This is a genomic window from Streptomyces sp. NPDC045678, from assembly GCF_056432085.1.
In genome coordinates, this window is record NZ_JBWKJS010000016.1 from 14,857 (window position 1) to 35,093 (window position 20,237).

At 71.9% G+C, this 20,237-nt stretch carries 19 protein-coding genes and 1 riboswitch; of the genes, 17 read left to right on the forward strand and 2 right to left on the reverse strand.

Features of this window, described 5'->3' with window-relative positions; all coding sequences use genetic code 11:
- The first annotated feature begins 23 nt into the window (after nucleotides 1-23).
- From AC07DO_RS38610 to AC07DO_RS38660, 11 genes are all read left to right on the forward strand, one after another.
- A complete protein-coding gene (locus AC07DO_RS38610; RefSeq protein WP_479066992.1) occupies nucleotides 24-1,280 on the forward strand; it encodes an ABC transporter substrate-binding protein in 1,257 nt (418 codons plus the stop codon).
- Nucleotides 1,277-2,224: a carbohydrate ABC transporter permease gene (locus tag AC07DO_RS38615; RefSeq protein WP_479066994.1), complete on the forward strand. Its 948-nt coding sequence runs from the start codon at nucleotides 1,277-1,279 to the stop codon at nucleotides 2,222-2,224. Before AC07DO_RS38610 ends, AC07DO_RS38615 begins: the two co-directional genes overlap by 4 nt.
- Complete coding sequence (locus AC07DO_RS38620; protein ID WP_479066996.1) at nucleotides 2,217-3,080, forward strand: carbohydrate ABC transporter permease; 864 nt, start codon at nucleotides 2,217-2,219, stop codon at nucleotides 3,078-3,080. Before AC07DO_RS38615 ends, AC07DO_RS38620 begins: the two co-directional genes overlap by 8 nt.
- Nucleotides 3,081-3,118: 38 nt before the next feature.
- Nucleotides 3,119-4,225, forward strand: coding sequence for a Gfo/Idh/MocA family protein (locus tag AC07DO_RS38625; protein ID WP_479066998.1), 1,107 nt, complete (start codon nucleotides 3,119-3,121; stop codon nucleotides 4,223-4,225).
- Nucleotides 4,222-5,241: a Gfo/Idh/MocA family protein gene (locus tag AC07DO_RS38630; protein ID WP_479067000.1), complete on the forward strand. Its 1,020-nt coding sequence runs from the start codon at nucleotides 4,222-4,224 to the stop codon at nucleotides 5,239-5,241. The genes AC07DO_RS38625 and AC07DO_RS38630 overlap by 4 nt, the downstream gene beginning before the upstream one ends.
- Nucleotides 5,242-5,373: 132 nt before the next feature.
- On the forward strand, nucleotides 5,374-6,732 hold the full coding sequence (locus tag AC07DO_RS38635; protein ID WP_479067001.1) for a radical SAM protein: 1,359 nt from the start codon (nucleotides 5,374-5,376) through the stop codon (nucleotides 6,730-6,732).
- A gap of 22 nt (nucleotides 6,733-6,754) precedes the next feature.
- Nucleotides 6,755-6,864: riboswitch (SAM riboswitch) on the forward strand.
- Nucleotides 6,865-6,908: 44 nt separating this feature from the next.
- Nucleotides 6,909-7,202, forward strand: a complete 294-nt coding sequence (locus AC07DO_RS38640; protein WP_479067003.1) for a hypothetical protein — start codon at nucleotides 6,909-6,911, stop codon at nucleotides 7,200-7,202.
- A 99-nt stretch (nucleotides 7,203-7,301) separates the two neighbouring features.
- Nucleotides 7,302-8,030: an SDR family oxidoreductase gene (locus AC07DO_RS38645; protein WP_479067005.1), complete on the forward strand. Its 729-nt coding sequence runs from the start codon at nucleotides 7,302-7,304 to the stop codon at nucleotides 8,028-8,030.
- 33 nt (nucleotides 8,031-8,063) lie between these two features.
- The gene (locus AC07DO_RS38650; protein ID WP_479067007.1) at nucleotides 8,064-8,618 is read left to right on the forward strand and encodes a GNAT family N-acetyltransferase; all 555 of its coding nucleotides are present in this window, start codon (nucleotides 8,064-8,066) and stop codon (nucleotides 8,616-8,618) included.
- A gap of 40 nt (nucleotides 8,619-8,658) precedes the next feature.
- Nucleotides 8,659-8,931, forward strand: coding sequence for a DUF3253 domain-containing protein (locus tag AC07DO_RS38655; RefSeq protein ID WP_479067009.1), 273 nt, complete (start codon nucleotides 8,659-8,661; stop codon nucleotides 8,929-8,931).
- A gap of 113 nt (nucleotides 8,932-9,044) precedes the next feature.
- A complete protein-coding gene (locus AC07DO_RS38660) occupies nucleotides 9,045-10,547 on the forward strand; it encodes an FG-GAP and VCBS repeat-containing protein (RefSeq protein WP_479067011.1) in 1,503 nt (500 codons plus the stop codon).
- Nucleotides 10,548-10,579: 32 nt separating this feature from the next.
- On the opposite strand, the gene AC07DO_RS38665 is transcribed toward AC07DO_RS38660, so the two are convergent.
- A complete protein-coding gene (locus tag AC07DO_RS38665) occupies nucleotides 10,580-11,908 on the reverse strand; it encodes an amidohydrolase family protein (protein ID WP_479067145.1) in 1,329 nt (442 codons plus the stop codon).
- Between the two features lie 591 nt (nucleotides 11,909-12,499).
- Between AC07DO_RS38665 and AC07DO_RS38670 the strand changes: the two genes are divergently transcribed.
- The gene (locus AC07DO_RS38670) at nucleotides 12,500-13,270 is read left to right on the forward strand and encodes a GntR family transcriptional regulator (protein WP_479067013.1); all 771 of its coding nucleotides are present in this window, start codon (nucleotides 12,500-12,502) and stop codon (nucleotides 13,268-13,270) included.
- Nucleotides 13,271-13,479: 209 nt separating this feature from the next.
- On the forward strand, nucleotides 13,480-14,910 hold the full coding sequence (locus AC07DO_RS38675; RefSeq protein ID WP_479067015.1) for an MFS transporter: 1,431 nt from the start codon (nucleotides 13,480-13,482) through the stop codon (nucleotides 14,908-14,910).
- Here AC07DO_RS38675 and AC07DO_RS38680 read toward each other — a convergent pair.
- Nucleotides 14,888-15,256 (reverse strand): VOC family protein, encoded by a 369-nt coding sequence (locus AC07DO_RS38680; RefSeq protein ID WP_479067018.1) that lies wholly within the window; start codon nucleotides 15,254-15,256, stop codon nucleotides 14,888-14,890. The genes AC07DO_RS38675 and AC07DO_RS38680 overlap by 23 nt on opposite strands.
- 77 nt (nucleotides 15,257-15,333) lie before the next feature.
- Between AC07DO_RS38680 and AC07DO_RS38685 the strand changes: the two genes are divergently transcribed.
- The 4 genes from AC07DO_RS38685 to AC07DO_RS38700 all read left to right on the forward strand — a co-directional run bounded on the left by AC07DO_RS38685 (nucleotide 15,334) and on the right by AC07DO_RS38700 (nucleotide 20,009).
- A complete protein-coding gene (locus AC07DO_RS38685) occupies nucleotides 15,334-15,828 on the forward strand; it encodes a MarR family winged helix-turn-helix transcriptional regulator (RefSeq protein WP_479067020.1) in 495 nt (164 codons plus the stop codon).
- Between the two features lie 88 nt (nucleotides 15,829-15,916).
- Complete coding sequence (locus AC07DO_RS38690; protein ID WP_479067022.1) at nucleotides 15,917-17,377, forward strand: FGGY family carbohydrate kinase; 1,461 nt, start codon at nucleotides 15,917-15,919, stop codon at nucleotides 17,375-17,377.
- Complete coding sequence (locus AC07DO_RS38695) at nucleotides 17,377-18,792, forward strand: FAD-dependent oxidoreductase (protein ID WP_479067024.1); 1,416 nt, start codon at nucleotides 17,377-17,379, stop codon at nucleotides 18,790-18,792. The genes AC07DO_RS38690 and AC07DO_RS38695 overlap by 1 nt, the downstream gene beginning before the upstream one ends.
- Nucleotides 18,789-20,009 (forward strand): NAD(P)/FAD-dependent oxidoreductase, encoded by a 1,221-nt coding sequence (locus tag AC07DO_RS38700; RefSeq protein WP_479067026.1) that lies wholly within the window; start codon nucleotides 18,789-18,791, stop codon nucleotides 20,007-20,009. Before AC07DO_RS38695 ends, AC07DO_RS38700 begins: the two co-directional genes overlap by 4 nt.
- Nucleotides 20,010-20,237 lie beyond the last annotated feature (228 nt).

Below are 20,237 nucleotides of genomic sequence, written 5' to 3' on the forward strand. Positions count from 1 at the left end.
CTCATCGGGAGGCGAAGGCGCACATGCGCAGAAGGACTCTGCTCGGCGGGGCGGTGGCGGCCCCCTTGCTCGCCGCCTGCTCCGGAGGGGGCGGCGGCACGGACAGCGGTGGCAGGACCACGCTCTCGTACGGGATGTGGGACCCGGCGCAGGTGCCGGGCATGGAGAAGATCATCGCCGCGTTCCAGAAACGGAATCCGCAGATATCCGTGCGGATCCAGCTGACGCCCTGGGCGAGCTACTGGACGACCCTGAAGACGTCCATGCGCGGCGGCACCGCACCCGACGTGTTCTGGATGAACGCCGTCAACTTCCAGCTGTACGCGGCCAACGGCGTCCTCGAACCGCTCTCCGGGCACATCAAGGCGGATGCCACCCCCGTGGACCGCCACCCGAAAGCCCTCGTGAAGCTCTACGCCTACCGCGGCACGCAGTACGCCCTGCCGAAGGACTTCGACACCATCGGCCTCTGGTACAACAAGCAACTCTTCGACAAGGCGGGCATCAGGTACCCGGACGCGAGCTGGACCTGGGACGACGTGCGCGACGCGGCCGCCGAACTCACCGATCCGCGCCGGCGCGTGCACGGCTTCGCCGCCGAGATGGACCGGCAGATCAAGATCTACCCGGCCATCTGCGCGGCCGACGGCTACGTACTGGAGAACGGCCGCTCGGGCTTCGGCGACGAACGGTCCATCGAGGGGATGCGCTTCCTGACCGACATGATCGACCGGGGCTGGTCACCCCCGCAGAGCGCGATGGTCGAGTCCGTCGGGCGCGTGCGCTACTGGTCGGAGAAGGTCGCCATGAACTACGACCTCTCCGCGATGGCCGGCCAGATGTACGCCGTGCCCGCGCTCAAGGACCACGGCGGCATCGCCGTCCTGCCCAAGGGGAAGCGCAGGGCCACCGTCATCCACGGCCTCGCCAACGCCATCTCCGCCAAGAGCGACAAGAAGGCGGCCGCCTGGAAGCTCGTGCACTTCATGGCGGGCCGTGAAGCCGCCGAGATCCAGGCCAAGGCGGGCGTCACCATCTCCTCGTACGAAGGGACGCAGGACGCCTGGCTCAAGTCGATGCCCGAATTCGATCTCGAGCACTTCCTCGAGATGCAGGAGTACGCGGTTCCCTACCCGAGCTCCAAGAACACCGCCGTCTGGGAGAACCTCCAATACCCGCTGCTCGGCGCCGCGTTCAGTGGCAAGGGCGGCATCGAGAGCGCCGCCCGCACGCTGGGCGAACAGATGGACCGGGCCCTGAAGGAGGAACGCGACTCATGAGTGTCTTTCCCGCGACGGCCGCCGCGGAGGCGGCCGGGCGCGGCCGGACATCGACGTCCGGCGCGCGCCCCGGATCCCGCAACCAGCGGTCCGCCTACTGGTTCATCGCACCCCTCGGCCTCGGCTTCGCCGTCTTCTACTTCTGGCCGCTCCTGCAGACCCTGTACTTCAGCTTCACCGAATTCGGGGCGTTCGGCGGCCACACCTTCACAGGCACCGACAACTACCTACGCGTCGTCAAGGACGTCACCGTCTGGCAGGCCCTCGGAAACACGCTCATCTACTGCGTCATCGGGCTGACGGCGCTGCCGATCGCCATCGTCGTCGCATCGCTCCTGAACCGGCGCGGGCTGCGCGGCGTATCGGTCTACCGCGCCCTGTACTTCATCCCGTTCGTGACGCTGCCCGTCGCCGTGGGTCTCGTCTGGAACTGGCTCTACAACGGCGACTTCGGGCTCGTCAACGAAATCCTGAGCTGGTTCGGCGTCGACCGGAACTACTGGGTCTCCGACCCGTCCACCGCCGTCTACGCGATCGGCACGGTGATGGTCTGGTCCACCACCGGCTACTACCTCGTCATCTTCATGGCGGGCGTCAAAGGAATACCGCAGGACTACTACGAAGCCGCGGAACTCGACGGAGCGGGACCGATACGCCGGTTCTTCACCATCACGCTCCCGCTGCTCAGCCCGACCATCTTCTTCGCCTCCGTCATCTGCATGATCAATTCACTGCAGACCTTCGACCTGATCTACATCATGATGGCCGAGAAGAACCCCGCGATCGGCGATACGCAGTCCGTCGTCGGCCTCTTCTACAAATGGGCGTTCATCGAGAACGCGCAGGGCGCCGCCGCCGCGCTCGCCTTCCTGCTGATGCTGGTCATCGCCGCCCTGACGTATCTCCAGTTCCGGATCCAGAAGAGGTGGGTGCACTATGCCTGACACGTCCGGCACACCTGCCGCCCCCACCACCCGAAAGCGCTTCAACTCCGGATCCGTCGCCACCCACGCCGTGCTCTCCCTCGGCGCCCTCGTGATGGTCTTCCCGTTCCTGTGGCAGCTGCTCACCGCCCTCAAGACCCTCGCGGAAACCTCGCAGGTGCCGCCCACGTTCCTGCCCAAGGACTGGAATTGGGCGAGTTTCGAAGAGGTCTTCACCGCGCTGCCGTTCCGCGAGATGCTCACCAACAGCCTGATCAACACCGTCGGGCGCACCCTCGGCCAGCTCGTGTTCTGCTCGCTCGCCGCCTACGCGTTCGCGCGCATGCAATTCCGCGGCCGCAACGTCCTGTTCGCGCTCTTCCTGTCCGTCCTGATGGTGCCGAGCTCCCTGCTCGTCCTGCCGCAGTACGACATCATCCAGTCCCTCGGACTGCTCAACTCCGCGCCCGCGCTCTTCCTGCCCGGCATGTTCAGCGCCTTCGGCACGTTCATGCTCCGCCAGTTCTTCCTCACGCTCCCCAGGGAACTGGAGGAGGCCGCGCGCATCGACGGCGCCGGGTCCTTCCGCATCTTCTGGTCGATCATGCTGCCGCTGATCCGGCCCGCGCTGGCCGCGCTCGCCGTCATCACCGCCATGTGGTCCTGGAACGACCTGCTGTGGCCGCTGATCGTCAACACCGACCCGGAGAAGATGCCGATCAGCGCGGGGCTGACCTCGCTCGAGGGGCAGTACGAGACCAACTACCCGGTGATGATGGCCGGTTCGCTGATCGCCAGCCTGCCGATGCTCGTCGTCTACCTCCTCCTCCAACGGCACTTCGTCCAGAGCGTCGCCCTCTCCGGCTCCAAGAGCTGACCCCGACGGAAAGGCAGCATCCCCCCATGCGAGGCCCCATGCGATCGCTCCACATCGGCCTGCTCGGCGCCGGCGGCATCGCCCGCGCACATCTGCCCGGCTGGCTGGCCCTTGGCGCCCGGGTGAGCGTGTACACCATCGACGGCTCCGCGGAGAAGCTCGCGTCCGAGTACGCCGAGCGCGGGCACGACGTCCGGGCCGTCGACCACCTCGACACCCTCCTCACCGAAGCGAGCGCCGTCGACGTCTGCACCCCCACCCCCACTCACAAGGAGCTCGCCCTCGCCGCCGTCGCCGCGGGCCGCCACGTCGTCTGCGAGAAGCCCCTCGCCCTCACCGCCCGCGACGCCGAGGAGATCGGGGCCGCCGCCGACGCGGCGGGCGTACGGCTGCACCCCGCCCACGTGGTGCGCTACTTCCCCGCGTACGCGGCCCTGCACAAGGCCGTGACCCGCGGCGATCTCGGCGAACTCGCCGTGCTGCGCTTCACGCGCGGCGGCGCGAGGCCCCAGTGGGCACCTTGGTTCGGCGACCCCGGCAAGTCCGGCGGCGTCATCATGGACCTGATGGTGCACGACATCGACATCGCCCGGTGGCTCGCGGGCGACGTGGTCCGTGTGCACGCGCGGACCCGCGGCGTCGAGCACGCCACCGGCACGCCGCCCGAGGTCGTCACCGCGTCGGCCGTGCTCACCCACGCCTCGGGCGCCGTCAGCCACATCAACGGCCTGTGGGGCCTGCCCGACCAGCAGTTCCGCACGACGTTCCGCGTCGCGGGAGCCGACGGCCTCCTGCACCACGACTCCACCGCCGTACCCGGTTTCCGCATCACCGCCCAAGGCGTGCGCGCCGCCAACGAAGGCATCCCCACCAGCCCCATGACCGAGAGCCCCTTCCTCACCGAACTCCGCGAGTTCGCCGCGTCCTGGCAGGACGGCGGGCCCGAACCGAGGGTGAGCACCCGCGACGGCATCGAGGCCGTACGGATCGCCGAGGCCGCCGTGGAATCCAGCCGCACCGGCCGCGTCATCGAAATATCCGAGCCCACCGAGAACACCAAGCCCACCGAGCCCACCAAGCCCACCGAGACCACCAAGAACACCGCGGTCAACGCGGCCACCGGCGCCGAGGAGGCCACGCGATGAAGGTCGCCGTCCTGTCGTTCGCCCACGTCCACGCGGCGTCCTACCTGCGTCTGCTCTCCCGCATGCCGGGCGTCGACGTCCTCGGCAGCGACCCCGACACGGACCTCGCGGCGCCCGGTGAGGTGCGGGGCCGCGCGGTCGCCGACGCGGCGCACGTCGCGTACGCGGACACGTACGACGAAGCCTTCGCCTGGGGCCCCGACGCCGTGATCGTCTGCTCCGAGAACGCACGGCACCGGCCCCTGGTCGAACGTGCCGCGGCACACGGCGTGCCCGTCCTGTGCGAGAAACCCCTCGCCGCCACGGTCGAGGACGGGGAGGCGATGGTCGCCGCCTGCCGGGCCGCGGGAGTGCGGCTCGCGGTCGCCTACCCGGTGCGGTTCAGCCCGGCCTACGCGGCCGTGAAAGCGGCCGTCGCGGCGGGCGACGCGGGCCGGGTCCTCGCCGTGTCCGGCGCGAACAACGGCGCCATGCCGACCCGCGCCCGCCGCTGGTTCGCCGAGCCCGCGCTCTCCGGCGGCGGCGCCCTCATGGACCACACCGTGCACATCGCCGACCTGCTGGACGACCTCTTCGCAGAGGCCAGGCCCGTCGAGGTGTACGCACAGACCAACAACCTCCTGTACGCCGACGAGGTCGCCGCCGAGACCGGCGGCCTGGTCAGCGTCACCTACTCCAACGGCGCCGTGGCCACCATCGACTGCAGCTGGTCGCACCCCCGCTCCCACCACTCGTGGGGCGGCCTGGAACTCACCGTCGTCGGCGAACGGGCCACCCTGGAGATGGACGCCTTCGACCAGAAGGTGCACGGCTTCAGCGAGCGCAGGGGCAGCGGCACCGAGGTGCCCTTCGGCGCCGACCTGGACGAGCTGATGCTGAGGGCGTTCCTGTACGGGGCTGAGGAGGGCGCCATGACGGTCGCGGACGGCGAGGGCGGCCTGCGCACTCTGCGCGTGGTGGAGGCCGGCTACGCGTCGGCCCGCAGCGGCGTCCCTGTCATGCTCGACGGGGACTGAGGGAGCCCCGGACCTCGCAGGATAGACCTGCGGTGGAGACGCACTGAGACCGGAGTCGGATCCGGAACGGATCGGGCGGGTATTAGCGTGGACGGGACAGATCGACCGAACAGGATCCGAGGTGCCCGGCCCATGCCAAGCCGCAGCGAGAGCCGTACCCAGCTCATCGAGTCACTCATGGAGCGGTTCCCGCACGTGCCGCGGGAAGCCGTGATCAAGGAGGATCTGCTGCGCGGCGGCATCGCCTTCGACGAGTCGGCGCTCAGCGACAACGAGAACGGCGAGGTCAAGCCGAAGTCGTACTTCATCTTCTCCTTCGACCACGGCACGCTGCCCGAGCTGGGCGCCGCCGCCCTGCGCCGCCCGCCGGAGGAGATCGTCCTCACCGGCGGCCCGTACGGGCTGCGCCGCACCGTCGTCTCGGTGCGCGTCAACCCGTCCTCGCCCTACCGGGTCGCCGCCGACGACCACGGCGTGCTCGGCCTGTACCTGGACGGGGCGCGGATCTCCGACGTCGGCCTGCCCCCGATGCCGGACTACTACCGGCACACGCTGGAGAACGGCAAGTCGGTGATGGAGGTGGCGCCCACCATTCAATGGGGCTACCTCATCTACCTGACGGTCTTCCGGGTCTGCCAGTACTTCGGCGCCAAGGAGGAGTGCCAGTACTGCGACATCAACCACAACTGGCGCCAGCAGAAGGCGGCGGGCCGCCCCTACACCGGCGTGAAGCCGATGGACGAGGTCCTCGAAGCCCTCGCCATCATCGACAAGTACGACACGAACAAGTCCTCCACCGCGTACACGCTCACCGGCGGCGCCATCACCACGCGGCTCCAGGGCAAGGACGAGGCCGACTTCTACGGGCAGTACGCGAAGGCCATCGAGGAGCGCTTCCCGGGCCGTTGGATCGGCAAGGTCGTCGCCCAGGCGCTGCCCAAGGAGGACGTGCAGCGCTTCCACGACTACGGAGTGCGGATCTACCATCCGAACTACGAGGTCTGGGACCCGTACCTGTTCGAGCGGTACTGCCCCGGCAAGGAGCGGTACGTCGGCCGTGACGAGTGGCACCGCCGCATCCTGGACTCCGCGGAGGTGTTCGGACCGCGCAACGTGATCCCGAACTTCGTCGCGGGCGTCGAGATGGCCGAGCCGTTCGGCTTCAAGACGGTCGACGAGGCCATCGACTCCACCGTCGAGGGCCTGCAGTACTTCATGTCGCGCGGCATCACGCCCCGCTTCACGACCTGGTGCCCGGAGCCCACGACGCCGCTCGGCAAGGCGAACCCGCAGGGCGCGCCGCTGGAGTACCACGTGCGGCTCCTGGAGGCGTACCGCGCGACGATGGAGGCCAACGGCCTCTCCTCGCCGCCCGGCTACGGCCCCGCGGGCCCCGGCAACGCGGTCTTCTCGGTCAGCTCCTTCATGGACAGCCTGCCCGCGGAAGCGGCCGCACCGGAGGACGCGATTACTCCCGCGACGTCCCGCTAGGCGAAGTGTTACGGTCGGGGCGGGTCACGAGTTCCAGTGTCAAGCCCCGGCTCGCTGGACGGCACCCCGCTCCGTCGCGGGTGCCCCGGGTGACGACCCGCCCCGTGCGACGCGCACGGGGAACGGCGGATCACCGGGTCGGCGAAACCCGGGGTCCACGACCTCGGAGGCACCCCATGACGCATTCCCCCGCGCACGACACCCGTGACACCTCGGTCGACGTGCTCCTGTCCTCGTACGACGTCGCGGACGACGGCCGCATCGCTCTCCACGTGCTCGGCCCGACCAGGGGCGTCCCCGCGGCCCTGTGGACGCGCGACCCGCAGCACCTGCGCCGCCTGCTGCGCGAGCACAAGGGCCTCGCCCAGTGGCAGCCCCACCGGAACGTGCTGAAGCTGCGGTGCGACAGGGCCGGCGCGACGCTGGTCGGCGTGGCCGGCGGGACCGGCCACGAGGCCCCTCGCGGCTGACCAAGATCACCGGTTCGTAGGATGACGGCGTGATCCGGGTGCGGGCGATCCCCGCGCCCGGGCGGCGCGACAGTCAGCCACCCAGAGCCGGAGGTCCCCGTGCAGCACCCCGTCACCGTCGTCACCGGCGGAAGCCGCGGTATCGGCGCCGCTGTCAGCGCCCGTCTCGCCGAGGACGGCCACGACGTCGTCATCGGCTACCGCTCCAACGCGGCCGCCGCCGAGAAGGCCGCCGACGCGGTCCGCGCCGCAGGCCGCCGCAGCGTCACCGTCGAGGTCGACACCGCCGACGAGACCGACGTCGACCGCCTCTTCGACGCCGCCGCAGGGCTCGGCCCTGTCACAGGACTGGTCAACAACGCCGGGGTCAGCGGCCCCGTCGGGCTCCTCGCCGACGCCGACGCCGAGGACATGCGCCGGGCGCTCGAAGTGAACGTACTCGGCTATCTGCTCTGCGCCCGGCGCGCGGTACGGGACATGAAGGCCAACGGCGGCGGCGCCATCGTGAACGTCTCGTCGGCCGCCGCCACCCTGGGTGCCCCCGGCGAGTACGTCCACTACGCCGCCGCCAAGGGCGCCGTCGACACCATGACGGTCGGCCTGTCCAAGGAGGTCGCCGGGGACGGCATCCGGGTCAACGCCGTCGCCCCCGGCGTCATCTGGACCGAGTTCCACGCCGACCCCGAGCGTCCCGCCAAGCTCGCCGCGGGCATCCCCCTCGGGCGCTCCGGTCAGCCCTCCGAGATCGCGGCGGCCGTCGCCTGGCTGCTCTCGGACGAAGCCTCGTACGCCACCGGCACCGTGCTGCGGGTCGCGGGCGGACGCTGACGCGTCCCGGTCGGCCGCTCGTACGATGAGCGCATGATCAGTGGAGCGGTCGACCTCGTGCAAGGCGTCCTCATCCGGCCCCTCGCCCTCGACGACGCGGCGGCCCTGGCCCGCGCCTACCGGCGCAACCGCGACCACCTCGGCCCCTGGGAACCGGACCGTCCCGCCGCCTTCTACACCCCGGAGGGGCAGGCCGAGCGGGTCCGTGTGCAGCTCGCGGACGGCCGTGCGGGCCGGTCCGCGCACTGGGTGCTGGTCAGCGGCGCCGAGATCGTCGGCCACGCGGCCGTCTCGAACATCGTGCTCGGCCCGGCCCGCAGCGGAAACCTCGGCTACTGGATCGACGCCGAACACGTGGGCCGCGGTCTCGCCTCCGCCGCCGCGCGGCACGCCTGCGCGGCGGCCGACACCCAACTAGGCCTGCACCGCGTCGAGGCGGGCACCCTGATGCACAACACCGCGTCGCAGCGCGTGCTCAGGAAGTGCGGCTTCGAGGAGTACGGGGTCGCGCCCTCCTTCCTCTACATCAACGGCGCCTGGCGCGACCACCGGCTCTTCCAGAAGATCCTCAACGACCGCCCGCTGTGAGCGAAGGCCGTTCTGTGCTCGCCGGTGCGAGACTGGTCCGGTGACACAGAGCGAGCGGAAGACCGAGCGGCGCCTGGAAGAGACCATCCTGGAGCTGCTGGACCGCCGGGCCCCGGACGCCACGATCTGTCCCTCGGACGCCGCGCGGGCGGCCCACGACGGGGACGACGACGGGTGGCGCGCACTGATGGAGCCCGCCCGGCGCGCGGCCCGGAGCCTGGTCGAGGCCGGCAAGGTGGAGATCACGCAGAGCGGCGAGCGGGTCGACCCGGCGGAAGCCCGCGGCCCCATCCGCATCCGCCGGATCCGGTAGGACTCCGTTCACCCGCTGTGCCGCGCACAACCATCGGCTGTTTCCGCGTGTCTCCGAGGTGAGTCACGTCCGCGTGCACGCCTTTCGACCACGTGCGCGCCCAAGGAGGAACCGTGGGCATCCGCCGACCCGCCCTGTCGACCGCCACCTCGACCGCCGTGGCCGCGGCCCTGATCGGTTCGCTCGGCGTGCCGGTCCTGGCGGGCACCGCGTCCGCGAGGACCGCGTCCGAGAAGGGCGCCGCCGCCACCGTACGAGAGGACTTCGACGGCGACGGCTACCAGGACGTCGCCGTGGCCGCGCCCGGCGCCACCGTCGGCGGGCACGCCTGGGCCGGCTACATCACCCTCAGGTACGGCTCCGCGCACGGCCCCGACCCCGCCCGCACCACGGTCATCGACCAGAACAGCCCCGGCGTGCCCGGCGCCCCCGGCGACAACCAGGGCTTCGGCTACGCGTTGGTCTCCCGCGACCTGGACGGCGACGGCCTGACCGACCTGGCGGTGGTGAGCCGCGAGTACCGGCCCGAGAACAACGTCGGCGGATCGGTGACCGTCCTGTGGGGCCGGAAAACCGGAATCTCCGGCCAGGACGCCGTGCGCCTTCCCGCCCCGGCGAACGCCCAGGTCGGCGAGGACATCACCGCGGGTGACTTCGACGGTGACGGGCACGCGGACCTGTTCATGGGCAACGGCGAGGACCGTGACTACCACGACGTGCTCTACGGCCCCTTCCGGCGTGACGGAGCCCCTGCACGCGGGCAGTCGGTGAAGGTGTACAGCACGGACAACTTCATCAACGCGACCGCCGCGGGCGACTTCAACGGCGACGGCATCGAGGACCTGGCGACGTTCTACGTCTACGAGAACCACGCCGAGGGCGGCAAGCTGTGGCTCGGCACCAGGACGGGCCTGTCCACCGCCCCGCAGCCCCTCGGCTCGTCGGCCGGAACCGCGGTCGCCGACTTCGACCAGGACGGCGACGCCGACCTCGCCACCCGGATCTTCCCGAACGGCGACACCGAGGGCACCGAGGAGGACCCCGGCACCGTCAAGATCTACTACGGCTCGTCGTCCGGTCCCGGCCGGACCCGTACGCAGACGATCACCCAGGACACCGCGGGCGTGCCCGGGGCGAGCGAGAAGGGTGACCAGTTCGGCGGCCGCCTGGGCGCCGGCGACGCGAACGGCGACGGATACCCCGACCTGGCCGTCGGCGTCCCCGGTGAGGCGATCGGCTCGAAGGCGAAGGCCGGCGCCGTGGTGCTGCTCAAGGGTGGCGGGGACGGGCTCACCGGCAAGGGCGCGCAGGCGTTCCACCAGGACACGACGGGCGTCCCGGGCACCGCGGAGTCCGGCGACGTCTTCGGCGGGTCGGTCCGGCTCCTCGACGTGATCGGTGACGGCAGGGCGGACCTGGTCGCGGGTGCGCCGGGCGAGGACCTGGGTGCCGTCAAGAACGGCGGCGCGGTGTGGCTGCTGCGCGGCGCCGCCGCCGGCCTGACGGCCTCGCAGTCGTCCGCGCAGAACCCGACGGACATCGGTGCACCGGCGGCGAAGGCGCTGTTCGGCTTGAACCTGAGCGGGGACAACGGCCCCGGAACGGTGATCCCCTGAGGGGACTCCGGTTCCGGCCGCCGTGGCGTCGGTCAGGAGCGTGCGCGCCCCGGGCGGCGCGCGGCGCGGTCCGGGTCCGGGTCCACCCGCTGGATCCGGGCGCGCCGCACGACCTCCGGCCCTGTCTCGGCGGCCTGGCGGACCAGCGCACGCCCGTCCCAGTCGGTGGGCCAGCCGTGCCACAGGCGCAGTCTGCCGTCCACGAAGACCGCGCTGATCTGGTCGCGGTCGGCCATCCGTACCAGCTCCCACGACAGGTCGTACGACGGTGTGAGCTCGGGCACTTGGAGGTCGACGAGCAGGAAGTCGGCCGCCTTGCCGACCGCGATCTCGCCCGTCACCCTGCCGAGCCCGACGGCGTCGGCGCTCAGTGAGGTGGCGTGGGTGAGCCACACGCGGCCCGCGCCGCACGAGGAGTCGCCGGACATCAGGCCGTAGGACAGCCGCTGGGCGCTCTCCGCGGCGTCCACCAGGCGGAACCCGTTGCCGCGCGTGCCGTCGGTGCCGGTGCCGAAGCGGATGCCCATGGTGTGCCACATGAGCGCGTGCGCGACGGCGTTGCCCTTCCAGGCGCTGGCCACCGGGTTGTAGCTGACCGCGGCGCCCGTGTCGGCGAGCATGCGCATCTCGTCGGGGGTGAGCAGGGTGGCGTGGGATCCGAGGGTGTGCGCGTTGAGGGCTCCGATGTGGTGCAGGTACGACAACGGGCGTCGGCCCACGCTCTTGAGGGAGCGTTCGACGGAGGCCAGGTGCTCGTTGACGTGGACCTGGAAAACTACGTCGGCGTCCGCGCACAGGTCGGCGGTCTTCTTCAGCACCTCCGCGGTGGCGTCCTCGGGGACGGGTATCGCCAGTGAGGGATGGATCAGCCGGGAGTCCTGGAAGCGCTCCACATGTTCCTTGCCGCCCTTGCCGTTGGAGACGACCTTCGACAGCACGCAGCGCAGCCCGGCCTCCTCGGCGGCCTTGGCGATGACGCCCACGTCGACGGGCGCGCGGGTGCCGGCGTCGGCGGCGGTGGTGAACCCGCCGCGCAGCGCCTCCAGCGCGGCGAGCTTCGCGGAGAGGTACGCGGTCTCCTCGTCCAGCGCGTGTTCCAGGGGTTCCCAGACGGTCTTGAAGATCTCCGACGGCTGACCGAACGCCTGGGCCTTGCCGAAGCTCTGCGTCAGGTGGTGGTGCGCGTCCACGAACCCCGGCATCAGCAAGTGGCCCTTGAGGCGCACGAGTTCGGCGTTCCGGTGCGCCTGGGTGAGCCTGCGGACCGGCCCGACGGCCCGAAAGGTGCCGTCCTGGACGAGCACCGCGCGGTCCTTGACGGGGCCCTCGGGGAGCAGGACGACATCGGGTACGAGCAGCAGGTGCCTGGCGCGGAAGTCGTCGGGGCCGAAGGTGCCGCGGTCGCCGTGCCCGTCGCGGCTCCCGTGACCGGAGCCGTGTCCGTCGTGTTCGGCGGCGGCCGCGGGTGCCGCGCCGGTGGGGCCGAGGAGGCCGCCGGTGCCGGCCAGCCCGGCGCCGACGACGAAACTGCGACGTCCTACGCCGTACGCCCCGTCGCTGCTGCCACTGCCGCGCCCGCTGCCGCTGTCACCGACGCCGATGTCGCGGCCCTCGTCCGCGTACTCGTTCTCCACCGCACGCTCCTTTGGCGTTTCGCACAGGGAAAGCCCGGCCGCACGGGGCGGCCGGGCCGTGGCGGCTGACCTTAGGCGAGTCCGTCAGGCGGAACAAGGGTTTCGGCAAACGGAAAGGGAAGGAGGGGTTCGGGGCGGCGGCCGAGGTGGCGTAACTGGTCCGTACACCCCGCCCCGCCGCAGGCCACGACCGTCGTCGCAGGTCAGAGTAGGTGGCGTAACGTCCAGGAAATGTTGGCGCCCTAGTTTCGACGGGTGCCGCACGGGGGCTCCTGTCCGGCCGACCGCGCAAAGACGTACACGTGCAGCGGAGGTTCCATGAACGTCGTCCCGCCCACCGAGCGGCCACCGCGAAGCCGGCAGCGGACCCGGGCGGACCGGGCCCGGCAGGTCGCCGAGGTGCTGCGCCGTCAGATCGCTTCGGGCGCGTTCGCGTCGGGCATGCTGCCGGACGAGCGGACGCTGATCGCCGACTTCGCGGTCTCGCGCAACACCGTTCGCGAGGCGCTGGGCGTACTGCGCGGCGAAGGCGTGGTCGAGCGGCGCCAGGGCGTCGGCACCGTGATCGTACGGCGGCCCTACGAACACACCCTGGAGCAACTGACCGGCCTCGCGGAAACGCTGGGCACGCACGGCGAGGTGGTCAATCAGGTGCGGGTCGCGGGCCTGGTGCGCCCGCCCGGCGAGGTGGCGCGCAAGCTGAACGTCCCCGACGGCGGCCGGGTGGTCCACATCGAACGGCTGCGACTGCTGGACGGCGTGCCGCTCTCCCTCGACCTGACCTACCTGGCCGCGGACGTCGGGGAGCCGCTGCTCACCGCCGATCTGGCGGGCCGGGACCTGTTCGGACTCATCGAGCAGTCCATCGGCGGCCGGCTCGGCTCCGCGAGCGTCACCATGCACGCGGTGGGCGGCGACCCGCACACGTGCGCGCTCCTCGACATCCCCGCCGGTTCGGCGCTGTTCACCGTCGAACGCTTGACGAGGATGCCGGACGGTCGGCCGGTGGACCTGGAGTTCCTGCGCATCCGCGGCGACCGGCTGGCCTTCAGGGCCGAACTGGTCCGCGCGGGAGGAGGCGCACGATGAGGCTCCCTCACAGGACCCGAACCTCCGAAACCCCGGCGATCGAGCCCCAAGACCGTGAGCCCCAAGACCGAGAGCCCCGAGACCGTGAGCCCCGAGACCGTGAGCCCCGAGACCGTGAGCCCCAAGGCCGGGAGCCCCAAGACCGGGAGTCTGAAGGGCTCGAGTCCGAAAGCCCCGGTCCGCTGACCGTCGCGGTGATGTGCCTGTGCGTGACCTTGGTGGTCGGCATGGTCTCCGCCGTGAATCTCGCCGTCCCCGCGCTGTCGCGCAGCGCCCTGCGCCCGTCGGCGGAGTCCGTGATGTGGATGGTCGACGGCTACGTCGTGGTCTTCGCCTGTCTGCTCATTCCGGGCGGCGCGCTCGCCGACCGGCTGGGCCGCAAAGGGGTGTTGTCGGCCGGCATGGGGCTGTTCACTGCCGGATGCGTGCTGTGCGCCGTGGCGCCGGGCGTCGGCACGGTGATCGCGGGCCGGGTGGTGAGCGGCGCGGGAGCCGCCGCGGTGCTGCCGACGACGCTCGCCCTGATGGTGGGCGGTGCGCCGACGCACCGTCGGCCGCGGCTGGTGGCGGTGTGGGCCTCGATGACGGGCCTGGCGGCCGTCCTGGGCAACGTGGGCGGCGGCGCGGCGCTGCAACTCGGGTCGTGGCGCGCGCTGTTCTGGTGCGTGGTGCCGCTGTCCGTGGTGGCGCTCGTCCTGGTGCTGGCGTTCTCCCCGGCGCCTCCGCGGTACGACCGTCCGCTGTCCGTGGTGTCGGCCGGCCTCCTGACGGCCGGATTCCTGGCCCTCCTGTCGGGCATCGTCTCCGGCCCGGAGGCGGGGTGGGGCAGCGCGCGGGTGCTGGCCGGGTTCGCGGCGGCGGTGGTTCTGCTGGCGGTATGGGCGGTCCGGGAGCTGCGGCGCGAGCACCCGATGCTGGACCCCAGGCTGTTCGCCGTGCCCGTGGTGCGGGCGGGCGCGGTCGGCATGGCGCTGGTGTTCCTGGGGATGTTCGGTCTGTTCTACGTCAACGGGCAGTACCTGCAGTACGCCAAGGGTTACTCGCCGCTGGGGGCCGGGGTGCGACTGCTGCCGATGGCGGGGGCGCTGCTGCTCGCGCCGCGCTGCGCGGTGGCGCTGGAGCGGCGTGTCGGCCCGCGGCTGACGCTCGGGTCGGGGCTCGCGGTGCTTGCGGCCGGTCTCGGTGCGGTGTCGCTGGTCGGCCCGAACACTCCGTACCCCTTCTACGCGCTCGGGGCGACCCTCACCGCGACCGGCTGCGGCCTGGCGACGCCGCTGCTGTCGCACGGCATGATGTCCGCGCTGCCCGCGCACAGGGCCGGGGTCGGCTCGGGGCTGCAGAGTCTGGCGCGGGAGCTGGGCAGCGCGCTGGGCGTGGCCGTCGGCGGCAGCGTGGTGACCCAGGTGTTCACCGCGGGCCTCCCGGTCCCGCTGCGGGGCCCCGACGCGCCGACAACCGTCCCCGCCGCGGAACGGGCCCTGGCGGTAAAGGAGTTGGCATCGCCCGGCCTGCGAGCCTCAGTCGTCGCCGACTTCACCACCGCCCTCGACACCGCGATGCGGGTGCTTGCCGTGCTGGTGGTGGCGGTCGGCGCGCTGGTCGTCGCGTGGTATCCGGTCAGGCGCGGTCGTGGAGGGTGACGTGGTAGCCGTCGGGGTCGGCGAAGGTGAACGTCCGGCCGAAGGGGCCGTCGATCGGCGCGGACACGATGGTGTGGCCGTCGGCGACGAGAGCGTCGTGGATGGCCTGCACACCGGTGGCGTGGAGCCAGATGGCGGCACCGATGCCGGGCTGGGCGACGGAGGAGAGATCGGTGCCGGGAACGATGTCGCGGAGGGCGAACGCGATCGGCTCTGTCTCGAAGACGACGGCGTGCGGAGGCCCGGCCTGCGAGCGGACGAGACCGAGGTACTGCTCGTAGAACGCCTGCGACGCGGCGAGGTCGCGCGCCTGGAGGGAGATGAAGTCGGGACCGGTGACGGGCATGGCGATGCTCCTTCTCTTCGTGCCAGATCTCTGCGTGTCAGATTACTGACACGGGCAAGCTATGTCAGAATCCTGACATGAGTCAAAGGGGTACCGGCATCGACCTGGCCACATCACTGGGTTACCTGCTGAAAGAGGCTTCGAGCGCGCTGCGCGCAGCCATGGAGGAGGTGCTGCGGCCGCTCGGGATGAGCGTGACGCACTACTCCTGCCTCGAACTGCTGGCCCAACGGCCGGGGCTGTCGAACTCCGAGCTCGCGCGCGGCGCGTTCGTGACACGGCAGACGATGAACGTGCTGCTCCAGACCCTGGAACGAGACGGCTACGTGACCAGGCCCGCGGAGGCGCCCGTCGGGAAGGCGCTGCCCGCGCGGCTCACGCCGAGCGGCCGGCAGAGCCTGGAGAAGGCGACCGCGGCGGTCCGGTCCGTCGAGGTCAGGATGCTGGCGGGCATGACCGGGGCCGAGCAGGAGGCCGCGTTCCGGAGCCTGCGGAGCATGGTGCGTTCTCTGCGCGACGGCGACGGCGACGGCGCCGGCCAGGGCCACGGTGATGACGGTGGCGGCGCATAGCTCGTCCCGGTCCGGTGCCCTCCTGGCGCACCGCCCTTGTCGTTTCGGTCCCTTGACGCCCTCCTGGCCGCTGTAGCACGCTGCCGCGGTGATCACTCATGAGCGGCATCCGGCGCGACGGCCCGTGCTCGCCGTGGACCAGGGCACGTCCGGGACCAAGGCGCTTGTGGTCTGTCCGGAACGTGGTGTGATCGGGACGGGCGCCGCGCCCGTGCGGCCCAGGTTCCTCCCCGGTGGGCTCGTCGAGGTCGACCCCGCCGAGCTGTTGTCGTCCGTCATCGCGGCAGGGCGTGCGGCGCTCGCGGACGCGGGGGAGCCGGTTGCCGCCGTCGGCCTCGCCAATCAGGGCGAAACCGTTCTCGCCTGGGACCCGGAGACCGGCGAGCCCCTGACCGACGCCCTCGTGTGGCAGGACCGCAGGGCCGAGTCGGTCTGTGCGGAACTCGTCGACCACAAGGACGAGTTGAGGGAACTCACCGGGCTGCCGCTCGACCCTTACTTCGCCGCCCCGAAGATGGCGTGGCTACGTCGCCACCGCACCCGGCAGGGTGCCGTCACGACCAGCGACGTCTGGCTCGTCCACCGGCTCACCGGTGCCTTCGTCACCGACGCCGCGACCGCCGGCCGCACCCAGCTCCTCGACCTCGACACCGTCGAGTGGTCCCCACGGGCCCTCGAACTCTACGGGCTCGGCGACGAGCACCTGCCCCGCGTCGTCGACGCGGCGGGGGAGTTCGGCACCACCATCGCCTTCGGCCCCGAGATCCCCCTCACCGGCCTCCTCGTCGACCAGCAGGCCGCCCTCCTCGCCCAGGACGTGACCGCACCGGGCAGCGCCAAGTGTACCTACGGAACAGGGGCGTTCCTGCTCGCCCAGACCGGCGCGCGCCTGCGCCGAGGCGACTCCGGACTCGTCAGCTGCGTCGCCTGGCGCCTCGCGGGCCGGAGCAGCTACTGCCTCGACGGCCAGGTGTACACCGCCGCGTCCGCCGTCCGCTGGCTCACCGACCTCGGCGTGATCGCGGGCGCCGAGGACATCGACCCCGTCGGGTCGGCCGTCCCCGACGCGGGCGGCGTCACCTTCGTGCCGGCGCTCGCCGGGCTCGCGGCGCCCTGGTGGCGCGGCGACCTGCGCGGGTCGATGAGCGGTCTTGGCCTCGACACCACCGCGGGACACCTGGTGCGTGCCCTGTGCGAAGGCATCGCCGCGCAGGTCGTCGCGCTCGCCGACGCCGTGGCCGCGGACATGGGGGAGCCGTTGACAAGCCTCCGCGTCGACGGCGGTCTGACCCGGTCGGCCCTTCTCATGCAGACCCAGGCGGACCTGCTTCAACTCCCCGTAGAGGTGGCGGAGTTGGCCGACGTCACCGCGCTCGGTGCCGCCGCCGTCGCCCGCATCGGCGTCGATCCCACCCTCACGGTCGCCGAGGCCGTGCCGGAGTGGCGGCCCGCCGCCGTCTACGAACCGCGCATCGACGCGGGCCTCGCCGCCGAACGTCTCGCCGGGTTCCGCTCGGCGGTGTCGGCGCTCGTGGAACGTACGCCCTGATGGCGGTGACCAGGCGCGGCGCGCCGCCGGACGTGACGTACGACGTGACCGTCATCGGCGCCGGAGTCGTCGGCGCGGCCATCGCGCGCGAGCTGGCCCGCCACCCCGGGCTGCGCATCGCCCTCGTCGAGGCCGCCGACGACGTCGGCGACGGCACGTCGAAGGCGAACACGGCGATCCTGCACACCGGCTTCGACACGGTGCCCGGGTCCCTGGAGTCCCGGCTGGTCCGTGAGGGGCACGGGATGCTCGCCGCGTACGCCGCCGAGTCCGGGATCCCCGTCGAGCCGGTCGGCGCACTCCTGATCGCCTGGAACACCGAACAACTCGCCGCGCTGCCAGAGCTGTTGACGAAAGCGGAACGCAACGGCTACCACGCGGCACGCCTCCTCGGGCCCGCCGACGTCCGGGCCCGCGAGCCGCACCTCGGTCCCGGCGCCCTCGGCGCGCTCGACGTCCCGGGCGAAAGCATCATCTGCCCCTGGACCACCACCCTCGCCTACGCCACGCAGGCCGTGCGCGCGGGCGTGGACCTCCTCCTCAACTGCCCTGTGGGCGGTGTCGGTTCCGCGGGGGAGTCGCACCTGATGACCACGGGCCGCGGCACCGTGCGCACCCGGTACCTCGTCAACGCCGCCGGCCTGCACGCCGACACCGTCGACCGGCTGCTCGGCCACGACACCTTCACCGTCACCCCGCGCCGGGGCCAGCTCATCGTCTACGACAAGCTCGCCCGCGACCTCGTGCGGCACATCCTGCTGCCCGTCCCCACCGCGCTCGGCAAGGGCGTCCTCGTGGCACCGACCGTGTACGGAAACGTTCTTCTCGGGCCCACCACCGATGAGTTGGACGACAAGAACGCCACCGGCACGACGGCCGAGGGCATCGCCGCACTGCGCGAAAAGGGCCACCGGATCCTCCCCGAGCTGCTCGACGAGGAGGTGACCGCGGTCTACGCGGGACTGCGCGCCGCCACCGATCAGGACGACTACCGCATCAGCGCCCACAAGGAACAGCGCTACGTCACCGTCGGCGGCATCCGCTCCACCGGCCTCACCGCCTCCATGGCCATCGCCGCCCACGTCACGGAACTCCTCGCAGGCACGGGCCTGGGCCTCTCCGAACCCCGCGATCTGGAACCGGTCCGCATGCCCAACCTCGGCGAGGCCTTCCCGCGCCCCTACCAGTGCGCCGACCTCGTCGCGGCCGACCCGGCGTACGGCGAGATCGTCTGCCACTGCGAGCGCGTGACGCGCGGCGAGATCCGGGACGCCCTCGCGGCCACGGTCCCGCCGGGATCGCAGGACGGCCTGCGGCGCCGCACGCGGGCGCGGAGCGGACGCTGCCAGGGCTTCTACTGCGGTGCCAAGGTGCGGGAACTCTACGAACGGGGTGCGGAAATGGGTACCGGATGAGGCGCGAGCGCATCGTCGACGTCCTGGTCGTCGGCGCGGGGCCCGCGGGTCTCGCCACGGCGGCCGGGCTCGCCGCGTCGGGCGTCGGCGAGGTCGAGGTGGTGGACCGGGAGCGGCAGGCCGGCGGCATCCCGCGGCACTGCCTGCACGGCGGCTTCGGACGGCTCGGGATGACGGGGCCGCAGTACGCGGAGCGCTGCGTGGCGGCGGCCGTGGGCACCGGCGCCGTCCTGCGGACCGGCGTCAGCGTGACGGCGTGGGCGGCGCCGCTCACCGTCGACACCACGAGCCCCCGCGGCCTGGAGCGCATCACCGCCCGCGCGGTCGTCCTCGCCACCGGCGCCCGCGAACGGCCCCGCGCCGCCCGCCTGGTCCCCGGCACCCGGCCCGCCGGGGTGTACACCACGGGCGAGCTCCAGCAGGCCGCCGACCTCCACCGGCAGCGGATCGGGACGCGCGCCGTCGTGGTCGGCGCGGAACCGGTGAGCTTCACCGCCCTGGACACCCTGCGACGGGCAGGCGTCGCCGTCGCCGCGCTCGTCACCGAGCACCCGCGCCACCAGGCACGACCGGCCCGCGCCCTCGACGCGCGGCTGCGGCACGGCGTGCCCCTGCTGACCGACGCCACCGTGGTCGAACTGGTCGGCCGCGGCCGGCTCTCCGGGGTCGGACTCCGCCACCGGGACGGCAGGACGGCGCACGTCTCCTGCGACACCGTCGTCTTCACCGGCGACTTCGTCCCTGACCACGAACTGGCGCGCCGTGCGGGCCTGTTGCTGGACCCCGGCACGCGCGGCCCGGCGGTCGACGGGGCCTTCCGTACGGACGGACGCGGGGTCTTCGCGGTCGGCAACGTGCTGCACGCCGCCGAACCGGCACGCGCGGTGGCGCGCGAGGGAACGCTGGCGGCGGAGGCCGTGCGGCGCTACCTCTCCGACGGCGACTGGCCCTCCGCATCGGTACGGCTGCGGGTCGCGGCGCCGCTCGCCTGGATCGCCCCGAACCGCCTCACGCCGGACGACCCGACCGGCGCGTTCACCCTTCGCACGACCGAGTTCGTCGCGCGTCCGAAGCTGGTGATCACCCAGGACGGCAGAACCCTGCACCGCGCGCGTTCGCGCCGCCCGGCCGTCCCGAACCGGCCCTTCCAGGTCGCGGGGGACTGGACGGGACGGGTGGACGCCAGGGGTGGCGCGGTCCGGATCGCGCTCGCCTGACACGCTTACGACGTCCGGCACGGAAGCGATGTCGCGGGTTGCCGGGCGGAGCCAGGGCCGGAGCCAGCCCGAGCCGGGGCCGAGGAGGGCGAGGCGCAGGGGCCTCTTCCCCTGAGCCCCGCCTCCCGCATAGACTCCAAAACTAGCAGCGCTAATTTACGTACGTATGAGCGTTGAGCTACACAGCGTGACCCGCACAACCGAAGCAGCGTGACCCGCAGAACGATC